Origin of the sequence: Methanobacterium paludis, assembly GCF_000214725.1 — an archaeon.
In the GTDB taxonomy this organism is placed as follows: Archaea; Methanobacteriota; Methanobacteria; order Methanobacteriales; family Methanobacteriaceae; genus Methanobacterium_C; species Methanobacterium_C paludis.
In genome coordinates this window covers 375,558-391,710 of the sequence record NC_015574.1, presented here as the reverse complement: position 1 = coordinate 391,710, position 16,153 = coordinate 375,558, and the positions used below count along the sequence as shown (strand labels likewise).

The following is a 16,153-nucleotide window of genomic DNA, read 5'->3' as shown; positions in this document are numbered from 1 at the left end:
TTCTTTTTAATACAACCATGTTTAAGATGCAATCGTATTATATTTTTTTATGAAAAATAAGGTATGAAAGTAATATTTTTTATCTGTTCATCCTAAATATAACCTAATTAATCCAATATAAGCCAGATATAGAGCAAGCGAATCTCGAGACAAGTTAACTGATTCTAAAAAAAGGAAGAAATAGAATGTATTCACAAATTGACATTTAAGATTCTGTTGGGTCCAATTTATAAATATTTTCACGTCTGTTAACGGATTATATTTCCATCCTGCATTTTAATTAATTCCGTTGCAAATTCAGCTGATAATGGATTGTGAGTCACTTCTACAATGGTTAACCCGTCTTTTTCGTTTAGATCTTTAATTAGTTCCATTATAATTTTTGTGTTTTGTGTGTCGAGTTCTCCTGTGGGTTCATCTGCTAGTAAAATGGTGGGATCGTTTGCAAGTGCTCTGGCTATTGATACTCTTTGTTGTTCTCCACCAGAAAGTTGGTTCTGTAATCTGTTATATTTACCAGACAATCCAACTTTATCCAGGAGTTTTTTTGCTTTTTCTTTGTCTGCAGTGATCATTGGTAACATAACGTTTTCTAAGGCGTTTAATTGTGGCATTAAGTTGAATCTCTGAAATATGAATCCAATATTTTCTCTTCGAAGTTTTGCCTGTTCTTTTCCAGAATAATCTTCTATGTTTTTTCCATTCATCAAAACAGTTCCCTTTGTTGGAGTGTCAAGTATCCCTGCTAAATGGAGTAAAGTTGATTTTCCAGATCCTGAAGGCCCCATTATAGCTATAAACGAACCTTTTTTTATTTTTAGATTAACACCACGAAGAGCTTTTACTTCTTCTGTTCCCATGGGATAAGTTTTCCATACATCCTTAAATTCAATTACATTGCTATTATTCATACCTTAACGCCTCCACAACATTCAACCTTGAAGCCCTCCATGCAGGGTACAAACCCGCTAAAACACTAAGAATAGTGGCACCACCAACTACTCCCACAACCAACCATAACGGTAACATTTGTGCAAGACTGATGCCGTTTATATTGAATTGAGGAGCGAGTACAATGAGTACTATTTCCAATAAAATTGCCGCTATGATTACCCCTAGTGTAGATGCTATTAAACCTAAAAATCCAGCTTCTGCAAGTATGCTTCCTAGTATTTCTCTGTTTGTGAAGCCTATGGCTTTTAACACTCCAATTTCTCTGGTTCTCTCTGTTACGTTAACTAACATGATGTTTATAATGCTTATCATTCCTACCAGAAGAGCAATGCTTGCTATTGCACTAACAAATAACAGAATTCCGTTTATCGCGTCATCAACCTCTTTTGTTAAATCAGATTTTGTTAATGCACTGGTTCCATTTATATTACCCTCAATTTCTTTTGATACAGTATTCGGGTCACTTTTAGTATTTGCTGTAATAAGTGAGACTTGATTATCATTTAGAGGAAGTGCATCAGCAACGTTTAAAACCACAAACCCTTCTTGAGCTCCTCCTCCGCTGTTGGTTATTCCCGTTACTGTGAATTTATGATCTTCAATGGTTATGTTACTTCCAATTTTATAATTGAAAGCATCGACTAGTGACTGGCTAATAACAACGCCTTGAGTTCCATTTGCTATCTTTATTTGATTCCAATCACCCAATCCCACAACAGTTACAGACATATTATTTATCTGGCTGTTAAATTGTGTTTGTTTTTGAATATCATAGAGTTGGGAGTTGTTCTCTATCTTGGATACTGCGTTTGCACTCAAATAGGAATCACTGGAAGAAGCCAATGCGTCCGATCCACCGGTACTGTTCATGATTGTAATATCCCCATAAAAATTGGTAAATGTAGCTTCTGTAAAGGATGTCAGTCCCGTACCAATACCCACAAGAACCACTAAAGCAATTACTCCAATCATCACACCTAACATAGTTAAAGCACTTCTAAGCTTCCTTCTTTTAAAATTTTTTAATGATAATGTATAAATACTCATCCAACTTCCCCCTACTAGTATTATCTTCTCTTTTTTTATGATCCTGAACGTCCGGATGCTTTACTTCTCTTTCAATCGGAGGTGAATATGAATCCGTTGAGATGGGAGGATTCCTTTCTCATTTTCTTGGCCGATTTTAAATCAACTGTTCCAGTTGTTTTAATTCAAAAGCGAAGCAATTTTTACCTGTAATGGGACGTGTTGAATGATTAGGATTTTTTCATTCTGCGTCCTGTTGTATACGCTCAGAATATCCTGAATTTACATTATACTTAATTCACAGCGACCTCCCTGCAGAATCTGCGTATCTATTTAGGTTAAGCCTCTTCTTTCGTACTGGCTTAAACTTTAATGATCTAACTCCTTACTAAATTAATTTCTTTTAGTTATTTTTTAATACTGTTAAAACCTATATAAATGTTTTTATAAATTTCTTCTTAATGGTCTTCTTATTAGGAATAAACCCTTGAATTTACTATGTTTAATCATTAAGGTTTTAAGGAAACATAAATAAATAATTATAGAATTTTTGCATGTTTAATCATTATTATTTCATGTAAGCATAACTCATTATTTCCATGAAGCCATAGCAACCTATAAATCTGTTTAATAATATCAAATTGAGATTTTCTCAGAAATTCAGGGGAATTTCCAGATAAGATAAAAATAAAAAAATGAAGAAACTTTAAAATTCCAAAAGCCATCCTTGTGAGATATTACAAGCAACATATAATCAACTACAGAAAAAAGATTTAGTAATCTTTTAATATAACTTGTTATTATTGTTATTCAAAGTGTTAAATGAAAGTATTTCAGTATAAATAATACCTCCTTAAAGAATAAGATGCAGTTTAACATTGAATTTCCTCCTCAGGACTAAAAAGAACCAATCAATTTTTAAAGGAAAAATAGTTAGATCATTCCCTGAACCAGTATTCACCTCAAACTACATGTCCACAGGACAATTCTTAAAAAAGCAAAAAAAGTATATTTAAATTAGAAAGGTGTTATTATGGATTCTACTTATCTCTTAAGGTTAATAGGTGGATTAAGTTTGATAATCGGGGGTATTTGCGTTTTATGTTATGATAGGAATAATTCTGAGTATTGGAAAGATCCAAATGATCCAAAAATATTAGGTATTTCCTGGATTTTAATTGGAGCTATTTATATTATATATTATTACATTTTTTAAATTTAATCATTATTTAAAAAAAGTTGCAAATAAATTACTCTAATTAACTGTAACAAGACATATTATCCATAATTTCGCTAGCGGGGGGCAAATTCAACCATTTAGGAGGTTCACCTTGAAAATCCACTTAAAATAGATTAAATGAACCATTAAGGCCACATGTTAATTGAAAATGGCTTTTCTTCAATTTTTTTTGATATTAAAATTTATTTGTTAAATATTCGATGCAAATTACTGCGTTATATCTGGGGTTGCTCACTCGCAGGTAACCTTATTTGAGGTTTATTTTAAATATTAACATTATCAAACTTCTATTTTTAATATTAAACTATATAAATGTATTAAATTTGAATTTAGGGAGTTTAAAACGTATTTCAATGAAATACAATTATACCACATTTGTTGAAAATTCAGCATTAAATAAAGTCAATAACCGTTTCAGTTCTATTTATATAATTTGTTATATAATGTTCCGCACTTTTTTAAGTGTTTGGAGCTATTTAAAGTATTTGATTAATCAACTACCACATATAAAGCAGTAATATATGATTTAATATTCTAAATGATTAACCATTATAAAATATGTTTATACGCCAATACATCGCTAAGTACTACTGTTTATAGATAAAGAAACTTAAAAACAAACGTTTTTAGGTTGGGGGTGATGAAATGAATATTAATAAGAAGGCTATGGGTTTTGTTGTGGCTATTTTGGCCTTCATAGCGATTATGTTAATTCCTATGCATGGTTTAAGTTATCCTGGTCGTGCTGCAATTGCACTTTTGGTTTTCGCCATTGTAATGTGGGGTACTGAGACTGTCCCCCTGCCTGTGACATCCATCATGATCATGTTCTTGCTACCTTTACTGGGCATAGAAAGTTTCACTAATGCCGCAGTAGGGTTTGCAAATCCTATCATCTTCTTGATGATTGGTGGATTCATTCTGGCAGAGGCTATTCGTAAAAGTGGACTTGCAAAACGTTTCACATATTTTTTACTCTCAAAACTGGGCACAAGCCCAAGTATGAGTCTTTTTGCAGCCATATTCTCAACAGGACTCTTGTCTGCCTGGATTGAAAATGTTGTGGCATTTGCAATGCTACTCCCCATCATCAAGGAAATCATACCTTTGATGGGTGTGAAAGATGCTGAAAAAGGAAACAGTAACTTTGCTAAGGCCATGGTCTTAGGTGCTTCATACGGTTCCCTGGCAGGTGGATTCGGAACAGAAATAGGAACTGCACCGAACCTGATGGCAGCTGCCTATACACATTTACCATTTGCTAACTGGATGGTTTTCGGATTCCCACTTGCAATAATATTACTTCTGGCTATCTGGAAAACTCTACAATGGGTGTTCCCACCAGAAGTTGAAGGAATTATCGGTGGAAAAGAAACATTAACCAACACACTCAGCAAACTCGGATCCATGAGTAAAACAGAGAAAATAACAGCAGTTATCCTATTTTTCACCATAGGTCTATGGGTTACAACAGGATTCACAGGACTCGACAGTTACTCTGTAGCACTTATCGGTGCAGCACTCTACTTCATAACTGGTGTTATTGACTGGAAAGACGCTCAAAAAAACATCGACTGGGGATTAATCATCTTCTTCGGAGGTGCTTTAGCCCTTGGAGCCGCACTACTAAACTCAGGAGCCGCAACCTATCTGATACAAGATGTGCTTGGAATGCTCGGAGGTAATCCAGCGACATTAGTTATCATGCTCGTGTTGATGATTATTGCCGTGATCTTCACACAGGTCATGTCCAACATAGCATTAGCAGCTATACTAGTGCCAATTGCTGTAACTTTAGCTTCTGCTCAGGGTCAACCCATTGGTATTTATGCTGTACCTGTGGCAATCGCATGTTCACTGTCTTACATGTTCCCAATGGCAGATCCAACAGTTGCAATGGCATACGGAACAGGTTACGTCAACGTCAAGGAAATATTCAAAGCAGGACTACCTATGGTCATAATAGGAATCATAGTGAGCATAGCTGTAATACTCACAATCGGAATACCATTCCTAGGATAAAGCCAAAAATATAAATTTAAAATTCGAAGAGGATTTGCAGTAACTCATTAAATCTGCAAATTTAACCTCATTATTTTTTTTTTACGAAAATTTCAATCCAAAAATATTTTAAATGCAGAACAGATTTGTTGGGAGGAATCTCAAAATGAATACAAGAATATTGTTACCTACAGATGGTTCAGAATCATCCAAAAAAGCTGGAGAATATGCTGTTTCCACTGCAAATTTAAATGGTGCAGATATCATTGTTTTAAATGTAATTGACACGGATTATTTGAACCCTCTACCGCAAAGAGATTTAAGGGAAAAACTGGATGAACAATTACGAGAAGAAGGAAAAGAAGCTGTAGAAAAATTCAAAAAGAAGATTGAAGACGAAAAATGTGCAGGTAACTGTAAAAACATTAACCTGATAACTATGCTTAAACAAGGTAAGCCATCAGATGTTATTTTAGAAACAGCTGAAGAAGAAGGTGTAGATCAAATAATAATTGGAAAATCAGGTAAACATGGACTGGAAAGATTTTTACTGGGCAGTACCACCGAGAGAGTAGTTAGAAAAGCGAAAATTCCAGTTAATGTCATAGTTTGAACTAATTTCAGTTCCTGTAAATATAAGTTGAACTCTTTCAAGTGCTATGACATTTACACAATTTTATATGGCCTATAAAAATGCGTTTAGCAGGCATTCTCTTTCAAACTTTAATTATAGTTACTCATTCTAATTTTTTTCCGGCTTTTTGCACGGGGTGATATCTCACCAATAAACAGACACCCTCATTCAATGGATAAACACTGTAACATCATTATGTACATGTATATGTGATGATTAAAAAATGAGCTTTTCTTAATTTTTTGATTTTTACCTGATTTGAATATTGATAAAGATTTTACTGCGTTATATCAAGGTTTAACGAAGTAAATTTTTCAACCCCTATTTCATTAATTAATTTCAAAAAAATCGGATAAATAAAACGAGTAGAAATTGAGTAAATTGATCAGGTACATGTAGTCCATACATGAAGGATGATATCATAAAAAATTAACCTTTATTTCTTTTTCTTGCCTTGATTTTATTCATAGTTTCCCTAACGGCTCTTTCAAATTCGTAGGATTCACCTTTTGAATTATTTAAAGCCTCCTGGAGGAATGGAAGTGCACTGTCATCACCTATAGTTGCAAGGGCGTTGGCAGCGTTTACCCGGACAAAATAGTTTTCATCTTCTAATGAATTTAAAAGAGACTTCACAGCCAGGTTATCACCTATTTTACCCAGCGAAGTTACGGTGCAGGCCCGCAAAATATAATCATCTTCATTTAGAATATTCATTAACGGCTCCAAAGCTCTCTTGTCACCTAAAACTCCCAGTGCACCCACAACTTCACATTTAACATTTAAAGAGCCATCTTTTAAGGCATCAATAATAGGTTCCACAGCACGTTTATCTCCAATGGCACCCAAAGCCAATGCCGCTGTCTCACGAACGTGCCAATAATCATCCTTTAAAACCTTGATTAAAGGTTCAACTGCCTGTTTATCCCCAATCCTGCCGAGAGACAGGGTAGCTGCCTTACGAATAGGCCAGTAATCATCATTTAATACTGAGATTAAAGGTTCAACAGCCTCTTCAGCCCTTATATCACCCAAGATATAAGCTGCCTTTTCTCGGGTCTTTTTGTCTTCTCTTACATCCAAGGCTTTTATAATATTCTGAACATCTCTTTGCTCCCTCATTCTTTCCAGATCAGAAATAGAACTCATACAAGCCCGTCCTCCATTACTGTAAACAAAAATTTCAAATTCTATTTAAGTTTATGACTTTCGTTTATTTATTATTTTAGCAATGAATTCAAGTCATTAACAAGTTAAATGCAGTTTCTCTGAAAATACCACAAAGATGCAGTTTCTCTAAAAAATAAAACAAAAAATAGGGAATATTAATTTAAGAAAACATCTTTAGATGACTGATTTTTAGATATGATTAATTTCTCTAAAACTTTCCAGTAATCCTCAGTTATTGAAAACAACCGTTTATGGAACTTATTTTTTAGAGGATACCATTCAACTAATTCAGTTTCATCTTTCATATCCTTTAATTCAAGTTCATCTTCAAAATTGGATAATATCTTGAATTCACAGTAATATTCTTCGTTAGGCAATTTACTGGTATTCAAAAAGCAGTCTTTAGTAATTTCTCCTAAATATTTAATATCTCTATGAGGTGATATTCTGTAGATCAATACATAATCTCCTATTTCTGTATCTGGATCACAGCCATCCCATCTCTGACATGAACCAACTTCATCGTTATCATTCATGCTATCTTCTTTAGCTACCCAAAGCCAATAATTAACCATTTAAACACCTCATATTTTTTCTAATCGAAATTTAGTAATTGATCAAATTCAGTTTAATATTATGTTTCTAAAACTTCATGAAAAAAACTAATAAAAAGATCTATCTTTATTTATATATGTAACTCTAATGAATAACTTTTTTTTGATGGTAAATTTAGAGACATTAGTTTAAGTCTCAAAATTCCAAAAAAATAAATTTCTAAATGAGTAAAGATCAATGCATTTAATCCGTTACATGTACATCTAATTAACATTATTAGCTTAGTTTTAAACATTTAAAAAAAAAGTGATACTTTAAAATGATAATCCATTTAAAAAATCGCGACTGGTCAAATTGAATATTTCAAAAATAGATTAATATATAGTCTAAAGTGTTGTACATTTTTAAACCAAAATATCAGTAATATGAATGCAGATGAGAGTAATGAATGTAGATGGATCCTATGAAAATCAAAAAACGTTCTGTTAAAGTAGATAATATCAATGTCATGCTCTACGAATCAGGAATAAGAAAATCAGGAACTCCCCTTTTATTACTGCATGGTGGCGGCCTTGACTCGGCAATGCTCTCCTACGAAAGCGTCATACCAAGTTTAGGTGAAAATTTTCATGTTATTGCTCCAGATCTACCAGGCTATGGTGGAACTGACAAACCCGATGCACCTTATACTCTGGAATGGTACCAGGAATTTCTAGATAAATTAATAGATGTTTTGGGTTACAATCAGATCGACTTAGGCGGTTTATCGTTAGGTGGTGGAATTTCATTGGGATATTCCTTAGCCCACCCCAAAAAAGTTAGAAAACTGGTTCTGATTGCTCCTTACGGCCTGAGCAATAAAATTCCATATCCTCAACTAACGACTTGGCTCATGAAACATCCACATGTATATGATAGTATCAATAAGTTGATGCTTTCCAACAAGGTGTTTTTAAAGGCAAGCCTGAAAAAGCTGCTTGTAAATCCAGATGCACTGACCGAGGAGGTTGTGGCAAAGTTGATGGAAGTGGGGCGCAATGGAGATAGTGAAAATGCCTGGAGGGCTTTCCAGCTCAGTGAAGTTAAAAATCAGAAACTGAGAACCTGCTATCTTAAACAGCTCCACGAGCTTACCATGCCCGTACTTCTTTTAACCGGGAAAAGGATTCTCTAGTGCCAAGTAAAGATGTTGAAAGGGCCGGTACAATGATATCCCATTCTCAGTTGGTTGAACTGGATGATTGTGGACACTGGCTTCCTCGAGACAGAAGTCTTGAATTTGTCCATGCCTTAAAAAACTTTCTTTAATGTATTTTCATCTTATTTTAATGTTAATATCCTATTTTAATGTCAATAATACTGTTACAATTAAATCCACTTCAAAATAATCATCTTTTCGGATTTTTTTATTCTCTCACCACATCTATTATCTTTTTTTAGATGTTAATAACATTTTGAATAATTAGATTATCTAATCTCTAGATAAAATGAACTTTGAAAAAAAATATAAATTTAAAGTATATAGTATTATCAAGGAACTGTAAATGCATATTCAATGATATCAGGAGCAAACTCGTTTCGATCTACAAAGTCTAAAAATCCCTTGAAAGATTATAACCTGCAGCCCATTTAGTTAAAAATAGTATTAAATAGAGGAAATGGATGTGAATAAAAAAATAATAAGGAGGAATGGATTTGGATGAAAATGAAGAAAGATGTAATCTAGAAAAAACCAGTAAAGAGAAGCCCCTCGTAATCACGCGTATCTTTGACGCGCCACGAAAACTGGTTTGGAAAGCCTGGATGGAACCTGAACACGTGAAGCACTGGTGGGGACCGAAAGACTACTCCGCACCGCACATCAGTATTGATTTTCGTGTGGGCGGCAGCTATCTATACTGTATGCGGTCACCTGAGGGCGAAGATTATTGGAGTACCGGTGTTTACCAGAAAATAGTTGAACCTGAGAGAATTGTTTGCACAGATTCCTTTTCAGATGAGGATGGAAATGTTGTACCTGCTTCTCACTACGAAATGCCCGGAGACTGGCCCTTAAAATTACTGGTGACTGTGACGTTTGAAGAACATGAGGATAAAACAGAGATGACTCTGCAGCACGCCGGCCTTCCCAGTGAGATGGTTGAAACTACGGGTATCGGCTGGGAACAGTCTTTTGATAAACTCGCTGAACATCTGGCAAGTTTTGAAATTGGATAAATTAACATGAAACGTGATTTTATGGAAATGGCATTTATGGAAGGTGAAATAGATGGCAAAAAATAATCTTACTAAAATTACTGCAGAACCTGGAAAGCAGGAGATCATCATCACAAGAGAATTTGATGCCCCATTAAAACTTGTTTTTAAAGCTTTCACAGATCCAAAGCTTTACATAGAGTGGCTTGGGCCAAGAAGACTCACAATGACTCTTGAGACATTTGAACCGAAAAATGGCGGGTCATGGAGGTACATTCAAAAGGATCAAGACGGTAATGAGTACGCATTTCATGGTGTGAATCATGAGGTTACCCCTGAGAGAATTATCAGCACCTTTGAATTTGAAGGGCTTCCAGAAAAAGGGCATGTCATTCTCGAAACAACGAAATTTGAAGCATTGTCCAATGGCAAAACAAAGTTAACGTCTCAATCTGTTTTCCAGGCGGTTGAGGATCGTGATGGGATGCTCCAGTCCGGCATGGAAGAGGGAGTTAATGAATCCTATGAACGTCTCGATGAGCTTTTAGAAAAGATGTAAAGGTAGATTAGTAAAAAAATAAGGGGAGAATGGTTATATGCAAAAGATCATCCCATTTTTATGGTTCGATGGTAAAGCTGAGGAGGCAGCAAATTTCTATACCTCCATTTTTAAAAATTCAAAGATCGTGAACATTATGCACTATGGAGAAGCCGGACCAGAGCCCAAAGGAACGGTGATGTCCACAACATTCGAGCTCGATGGAGAGGAATTCATCGCGTTAAACGGCGGTCCACAATTCACATTCTCGCCGGCCATATCTTTCTTCATAAACTGCCAAACGCAGAAAGAAGTGGATGATTTGTGGGAAAAATTCTCCAAAGATGGAGAAAAACAGGGACCGGGCTGGATTAAAGACAAATACGGAGTGTCATGGCAAATCGTCCCCACCCTTTTGAGCGAACTTTTAAATGATCCGGATCCTGAAAAATCGCAGAGAGTTAGGAAGGCAATGCTTCAAATGGATAAACTTGACATAGAAAAGTTAAAGCACGCGTACAAGGGACAATAAACTAAAAAGAATAAATAATTGATGTTCTTTTCAGGATATTTTTCTAGCCTATTTCGTATTTTCAATTTCAATTATCGTTTTCTTATAAAATTATGTATATTACCCAATAATTCTGGGTTTCTCATAAGCCGTATCTTCATCTAATTTTTATTGATCAGAATCTTTTAAAACTGGTTTTATCTTAAAAACTTGGCTTAAGACAGTTTTAGGAACATTAACATTTAAATATCTTCTAATCTTATTATGTAATGTAATTTGATGATTTTAATGACTCATTCTAACAGGCAGTAGGAATTGATTATGCAGACCCCGAAAAAAGAATTACAAACAACAGTTACGATTGCCGTTGTTGGAATGGTGGCTATTTTAGGTTATCTGACAATTGTTACAGTTTTTAAAGGAAATATAGAACTCAGAACACATATGAGCGACGTAGTTATACCTTTTTTTAATATGTTAGCTGTTTTAGGGTTATTATATGCGGCTAAAAACTCTAAAAGGTGGGGTAAACGTATATGTTTACCATGGGTACTTCTCTTAATTGGTCAATCCTTATATTTTATGGGCGATATAAACTGGGCTGTTTTAAATATCTTCTTCAATAACCAACCATTCACATCAAGTGTCAGTATTCTATATTTGTTATCTTACCTTTTTTTTGCACTTGGAATCATTTACTTTCCCGGGGCCGAATCAAAACAAAAAAAATTCAAGACCATCTTGGATATAGTGATAGTTTCCATATCCTCTGCATTATTTTTAGGAGTCTTCCTGAGTTTACCAAGCATATTACAAAGCACTGAAAATCCTTTATGGCTGTTTTTATCAGTTTTATACATCATACTAGGTTTTATACTCTTTTACATATCTTATGATCTGGTATTTAACAAAATTAAAGATTTAAGTGATATGATCCTGATTTTATTGATTTTAAGTTTGACCTTAGATGTTATAACCAATTTTACATTTTATTATTTTTTATTAAACAACACTTATATTTCAGGAAGTTTTATTGACGCAGGTTGGCTGGTAGCCAATCTTTTAGTGGGGCTTGCAGGATTAATAGAGGGAAATAAAATGAAACACAGCTTTCCAGAAACAGCCAGATCCAAGGACCCCAAAAAATTTGGCTGGACTTCTTACGTTCCACTTATACTAGTATGTGCTTCTTATATCATAATTAATACAAGAACGAATCTTTCTTCAACTGATTTAGCATTTGCAAATGTGGGCATGGGAATGATCATATTTTTGGTGGTTATTCGCCAGATCTTGTCCATAAATGAGAACAAACAGCTTTACCTGGACGCGCAGGATGAAATAAAAAAACGGGTTGAAACTGAAAAATCATTGATAGCCGAACGAGAAAGGGCAGAAATGTATTTTAATATGGCAGGAGCCATACTCATTGTTTTGGATTTAGACGGAATCGTGACCCATATAAACAGCACAGGCTGTGAAATTTTAGGTTACACTGAAAACGAGATCAAAGGCAAAAATTGGTTTGAAAACTTTCTCTCAATGCAGAGTAAGGAACATAGTGAAAACACTTTTAAAACCTTAATAGATGGAGGTCATGGAACCCATTTTGAAAATCTTGAAACCCGAATATTAAGCAAAAATCGGGGCGAATTAATCGTATCATGGCACAAAACCGTGCTCAGGGATGTTAAAGGCAATGCAATAGGAACTTTAAGTTCAGGAGAAGATGTGACTGAAAGGGTACTTCAAGAAAGCAAAGCACGAGAAACAGCAGAAAATACCATCAAAAGACAGGAAGTACTCCTTGAACTGGCTAAAAATGACATGCAAGATCTGGATGGCTCCCTTAAAAAATTGATTGAATCTGATTCCAAGGTTTTAAATGTGAATGATGTCAGTGTATGGTTTTTCAATCAGAATAAAACTGAAATGGAATGCTTTGATAACTACAATCTGAACAAAAACTCACATGAGAATGGTAAAAAGTTTAAAGTTGAAAATATTTCAAATTACCTGGATTTACTCAAACAAAGTCTCAGTTTAGCCGTTGTTGATGCTGTGAATGATTCTAGAATCGAAGAGCTTCAAGTTTCACTCAAACCCACAGGTACAACTTCTTTACTGGACGTTCCAATCTGGATCAACGGTGATGTGGTCGGAATCCTGTGCCATAGAAACATAGAAAAAAGAAATTGGAGCTTTGAAGACCAGGACTTTGCAGCATCCATTGCAAATATGATTTCCACACATCTAGAGTCCAGTGAACGTAAACAGGCAGAAGAAAAGATAAAAGAATCTCTCAAAGAAAAAGAACTTTTACTAAGGGAGATACATCACCGGGTGAAAAATAACATGCAGATAATCTCAAGTCTTTTGAGCCTCCAATCAAGTTACCTGGAAGATGAGGAAGCTGTTAAAACACTTGAAGAAAGCCGGAGCAGGGTAAAATCAATGGCCCTCATACATGAAAAGTTATATAAATCCGATAGCCTTGCAAAGATCGATTTCACAGAGTACGTTAGGAGTTTATGTTCGAACCTGATGTTCACCTACGTGGAGGATCCAGAGAAGATAATAATAAAAACAGAGGGAGACAGCATCAACTTAAACGTAGACACGTCCATACCGTGTGGTTTGATCATCAACGAGCTTGTAACCAACTCCATAAAACACGCTTTTCCTCACAGAAACGGTGAAATCAACTTAAGATTAGATGCATGCCATGATGATTTCAGCATAACTGTGAAAGATAACGGTATTGGTTTTCCTAAAGACCTGGACTTTGAAAACACCAAAACTCTGGGTTTACAACTGGTAACCAACTTAGTAAATCAGATTGATGGTGATATTGAACTTTGCAGAGATAATGGAACCCAATTTGAGATCAGGTTCCAGGAAGTGAAGTACAACGATCGGATCTAATCATTAATCATTATTTTTGAACCCCAAACAAATGGTGCCATCACTTGTCACATTAAATTTGAAATAGTTGTGAGGTTGGAAAGCACCCACACAATCGATGAAAATTTAACGAAAGCTTAGTTGGTAAAAGTATATTTATTAGGGGATAGTCTAATTATAATGCCAAAAAGACTAAAATAAAAAAAAATAGATTTTTACTCAAGTTCCAGTTTAATACCACCAACTCTGGGCGCTAAGTAATTGTAAAGTAAAGCTACTATTGCGGCTCCTATAAAAGTCAGGAAAAATGTCATAATAGGCCATATTACAATTAGATACAACGCCCCCATAGTACTGATAGAACTGGCCACTGAATTTACAACAGCAGTGGTATTATTGTTTAAACTAATAATAAATGTACTCGCTTGGTGCAGCGCCGCATATCCTACAATGAAATAAATGATCCCCAATATGAAGGATATAACCGCCCAAATCACTGCTATAATCAAGGAAAAATCGAAAACTGGTAAAGATTTCAATTTTTTAACTTCTCCCATAGTTTTACCCCCTAGTTTTACCCCTAATTTATTACATATAAGTATGTAAATTATGATATAAATTATTTTCCACACACCAGTGCAATTGTGTGTAAAGGCTAAAAGAAGAGTTTAAATAATTCAAGCTTTTCATGTTGAACTCGAAGATATATAGTTCGTTGATTAATCGTATCTAAACTGAAAGATTGATGATAAGAACTATAAAGTTAAGCTAATAATGACATAACGAAACTAAAAAAAAAATCATTTCTAATTCAGATCCATGTTTTCTAACTTAAATAACCGCATAAATCCTATTTTCCAAAAAAATGTATATTAAGAATTTTTAAAAGAACCTTTAATCTTCCTGCGAGGCAGGAAAAGGCTAGTGAAAAATCCCAAAAGGAAAATCAGTGCCAGTGCATTGAAAGTCATTTTCATAGCGGAACTTATGGTGGAATCCACCATCTGGGTGACTTGTGGAACCAGACTGGAAGGTATGTCCTGGGGAGGGGTTGTCTGCATTGTTTCAACGTAGTTGAAGAGACTATCCTGAATTTCTGTAGTGCTCATATTCCCTGCAAGGCCAGATGATTCTATGGAAGCTGTGAGTCCCCAGAATACTCCCAGTAAAAGTAGAACACCAATTAAAGCCGTGCCCATGGAGTATCCCAGGTTTTTAAAGGCATTTAAAAAGCCAGCAGCATCAGATTCCTGGTCGCCTCTTGCTGCAGACATGGTGAGATTGGTTAGCTGGGATAGTAACAGACCCACTCCAACACCAAAAACAATGGTTCCGGGAATTATGTCACCTATCTGGGTGTTGATGTTGAAGGTTCCTCCCAGCATCCATGTTCCTAAAGCAGATACCAAAAAACCAGCCATTAAAATATATTTAGGTTCTAAGCGGGATGCGAGTTTAGCACCAAGCAGTGAAAACACCAGAATGGTCAGTGATGCCGGTAAAAGAGCCAACCCTGTCATGAATGCATCTAAATGGGTTACCTGCTGAAGGAATACTGGAATTATAAAAAGGAAACCTGCAAGGGGTATCTGCTGTATTATGGAGTTTATATTTCCCAAGCCAAAGATACGGTTTTTTAGAAGGGATATATCAGAAAGGGGTTCCAGACCCCTGTTGATCCTTCTCCTCTGCCATAAAATGAATACCACAAAGAGGATGGAACCTGAAACCACAAGAACAGATACGTAAGCCCAGTTTTGCGGCTTGCTTAAAAGTAAAATGCCCATAACTAATAAAACCAGGGATACTATGGATAATATGGTCCCCACCACATCCAAATCTTTCCATTTAAGGGTTGGCTGGGATTCTGTAAGGTAGCCTCTGAAGATCAATATTACAGCAACAAAAATCAGTTCAGAACCAAATACCAACCTCCATGTGAGGTATGTGGTGAATACTCCCCCGACTATTGGACCTATGGCTGCACCCATGGCTGCAATACCTCCCCAAATTCCAAAGGCAGTGATTTTATCCTTGCCTTTGTAGCTGGCCCCTACAATGGTTGTGGTGGCCGGTAACATCAATGCAGCACCAATACCCTCCAAAACTGCCCATCCTAAAAGAAGCATACCTGCATTAACACTTAACGTGGCTATAGTGGTTCCTGTTGCGTATATGAAAAGTCCAGTTAAAAAAGTCTTCTTCCTACCAAGAATATCTTGAAGTTTACTCCCAAGCAACATGAAAGAAGCAATTATAAGTGCGTATAAAGCAATGATAGCCTGAATCATTGACAAAGTAGTATTCAAATCTTTAACAAGTGCCGTGATGGCCACATTCATGGCAGATGAATCCAAAACTATGATAAAGACTGCAAGGCAGGCTATTATCACTACACCCCATTTATACTGATCTTCAGCCATA

Annotated in this window: 14 protein-coding genes; 8 read left to right on the top strand and 6 right to left on the bottom strand. The window is 35.4% G+C overall.

Annotated elements, in window-relative coordinates:
* Nucleotides 1-248: 248 nt before the first annotated feature.
* Nucleotides 249-911, bottom strand: a complete 663-nt coding sequence (locus MSWAN_RS01750; RefSeq protein WP_013824894.1) for an ABC transporter ATP-binding protein — start codon at nt 909-911, stop codon at nt 249-251.
* Nucleotides 904-2,001, bottom strand: a complete 1,098-nt coding sequence (locus tag MSWAN_RS01745; protein ID WP_013824893.1) for an ABC transporter permease — start codon at nt 1,999-2,001, stop codon at nt 904-906. The genes MSWAN_RS01750 and MSWAN_RS01745 overlap by 8 nt, the downstream gene beginning before the upstream one ends.
* Before the next feature lie 1,864 nt (nt 2,002-3,865).
* Between MSWAN_RS01745 and MSWAN_RS01740 the strand changes: the two genes are divergently transcribed.
* Together MSWAN_RS01740 and MSWAN_RS01735 are read left to right on the top strand one after the other, a co-directional pair.
* Nucleotides 3,866-5,242, top strand: a complete 1,377-nt coding sequence (locus MSWAN_RS01740; RefSeq protein ID WP_013824891.1) for a DASS family sodium-coupled anion symporter — start codon at nt 3,866-3,868, stop codon at nt 5,240-5,242.
* A 145-nt stretch (nt 5,243-5,387) separates the two neighbouring features.
* Entirely contained in the window at nt 5,388-5,834 is a 447-nt protein-coding gene (locus MSWAN_RS01735) for a universal stress protein (protein ID WP_013824890.1), read from the top strand.
* Nucleotides 5,835-6,284: 450 nt separating this feature from the next.
* Here MSWAN_RS01735 and MSWAN_RS01730 read toward each other — a convergent pair whose 3' ends face one another.
* On the bottom strand, nt 6,285-7,004 hold the full coding sequence (locus tag MSWAN_RS01730; RefSeq protein ID WP_013824889.1) for a HEAT repeat domain-containing protein: 720 nt from the start codon (nt 7,002-7,004) through the stop codon (nt 6,285-6,287).
* Nucleotides 7,005-7,180: 176 nt separating this feature from the next.
* The gene (locus tag MSWAN_RS01725; RefSeq protein WP_013824888.1) at nt 7,181-7,600 is read right to left on the bottom strand and encodes an EVE domain-containing protein; all 420 of its coding nucleotides are present in this window, start codon (nt 7,598-7,600) and stop codon (nt 7,181-7,183) included.
* A gap of 443 nt (nt 7,601-8,043) precedes the next feature.
* On the opposite strand from MSWAN_RS01725, the gene MSWAN_RS01720 reads away from it, so the two are divergent.
* From MSWAN_RS01720 to MSWAN_RS12170, 6 genes are all read left to right on the top strand, one after another.
* A complete protein-coding gene (locus MSWAN_RS01720) occupies nt 8,044-8,754 on the top strand; it encodes an alpha/beta hydrolase (protein ID WP_048187820.1) in 711 nt (236 codons plus the stop codon).
* Complete coding sequence (locus MSWAN_RS13095) at nt 8,754-8,888, top strand: alpha/beta fold hydrolase (RefSeq protein ID WP_144011536.1); 135 nt, start codon at nt 8,754-8,756, stop codon at nt 8,886-8,888. Before MSWAN_RS01720 ends, MSWAN_RS13095 begins: the two co-directional genes overlap by 1 nt.
* 381 nt (nt 8,889-9,269) lie before the next feature.
* Nucleotides 9,270-9,797 (top strand): SRPBCC family protein, encoded by a 528-nt coding sequence (locus MSWAN_RS01715; protein WP_048187817.1) that lies wholly within the window; start codon nt 9,270-9,272, stop codon nt 9,795-9,797.
* Nucleotides 9,798-9,849: 52 nt separating this feature from the next.
* A complete protein-coding gene (locus MSWAN_RS01710; RefSeq protein ID WP_013824886.1) occupies nt 9,850-10,335 on the top strand; it encodes an SRPBCC family protein in 486 nt (161 codons plus the stop codon).
* A gap of 37 nt (nt 10,336-10,372) precedes the next feature.
* Nucleotides 10,373-10,846, top strand: coding sequence for a VOC family protein (locus tag MSWAN_RS01705; RefSeq protein ID WP_013824885.1), 474 nt, complete (start codon nt 10,373-10,375; stop codon nt 10,844-10,846).
* 300 nt (nt 10,847-11,146) lie between these two features.
* A complete protein-coding gene (locus MSWAN_RS12170; RefSeq protein ID WP_013824884.1) occupies nt 11,147-13,750 on the top strand; it encodes a histidine kinase dimerization/phosphoacceptor domain -containing protein in 2,604 nt (867 codons plus the stop codon).
* Between the two features lie 194 nt (nt 13,751-13,944).
* Here MSWAN_RS12170 and MSWAN_RS01695 read toward each other — a convergent pair whose 3' ends face one another.
* Nucleotides 13,945-14,286: a DUF3566 domain-containing protein gene (locus MSWAN_RS01695; protein WP_013824883.1), complete on the bottom strand. Its 342-nt coding sequence runs from the start codon at nt 14,284-14,286 to the stop codon at nt 13,945-13,947.
* 315 nt (nt 14,287-14,601) lie between these two features.
* A complete protein-coding gene (locus tag MSWAN_RS01690; RefSeq protein WP_013824882.1) occupies nt 14,602-16,152 on the bottom strand; it encodes an MFS transporter in 1,551 nt (516 codons plus the stop codon).
* Nucleotide 16,153: the final 1 nt, after the last annotated feature.

Coding starts and splice junctions, on each gene's coding strand:
- MSWAN_RS01750 (WP_013824894.1), bottom strand. CDS start 911: ATGAATAATAGCAATGTAATTGAATTTAAGGATGTATGGAAAACTTAT.
- MSWAN_RS01745 (WP_013824893.1), bottom strand. CDS start 2,001: ATGAGTATTTATACATTATCATTAAAAAATTTTAAAAGAAGGAAGCTT.
- MSWAN_RS01740 (WP_013824891.1), top strand. CDS start 3,866: ATGAATATTAATAAGAAGGCTATGGGTTTTGTTGTGGCTATTTTGGCC.
- MSWAN_RS01735 (WP_013824890.1), top strand. CDS start 5,388: ATGAATACAAGAATATTGTTACCTACAGATGGTTCAGAATCATCCAAA.
- MSWAN_RS01730 (WP_013824889.1), bottom strand. CDS start 7,004: ATGAGTTCTATTTCTGATCTGGAAAGAATGAGGGAGCAAAGAGATGTT.
- MSWAN_RS01725 (WP_013824888.1), bottom strand. CDS start 7,600: ATGGTTAATTATTGGCTTTGGGTAGCTAAAGAAGATAGCATGAATGAT.
- MSWAN_RS01720 (WP_048187820.1), top strand. CDS start 8,044: ATGAAAATCAAAAAACGTTCTGTTAAAGTAGATAATATCAATGTCATG.
- MSWAN_RS01715 (WP_048187817.1), top strand. CDS start 9,270: ATGGATTTGGATGAAAATGAAGAAAGATGTAATCTAGAAAAAACCAGT.
- MSWAN_RS01710 (WP_013824886.1), top strand. CDS start 9,850: ATGGCAAAAAATAATCTTACTAAAATTACTGCAGAACCTGGAAAGCAG.
- MSWAN_RS01705 (WP_013824885.1), top strand. CDS start 10,373: ATGCAAAAGATCATCCCATTTTTATGGTTCGATGGTAAAGCTGAGGAG.
- MSWAN_RS12170 (WP_013824884.1), top strand. CDS start 11,147: ATGCAGACCCCGAAAAAAGAATTACAAACAACAGTTACGATTGCCGTT.
- MSWAN_RS01695 (WP_013824883.1), bottom strand. CDS start 14,286: ATGGGAGAAGTTAAAAAATTGAAATCTTTACCAGTTTTCGATTTTTCC.
- MSWAN_RS01690 (WP_013824882.1), bottom strand. CDS start 16,152: ATGGCTGAAGATCAGTATAAATGGGGTGTAGTGATAATAGCCTGCCTT.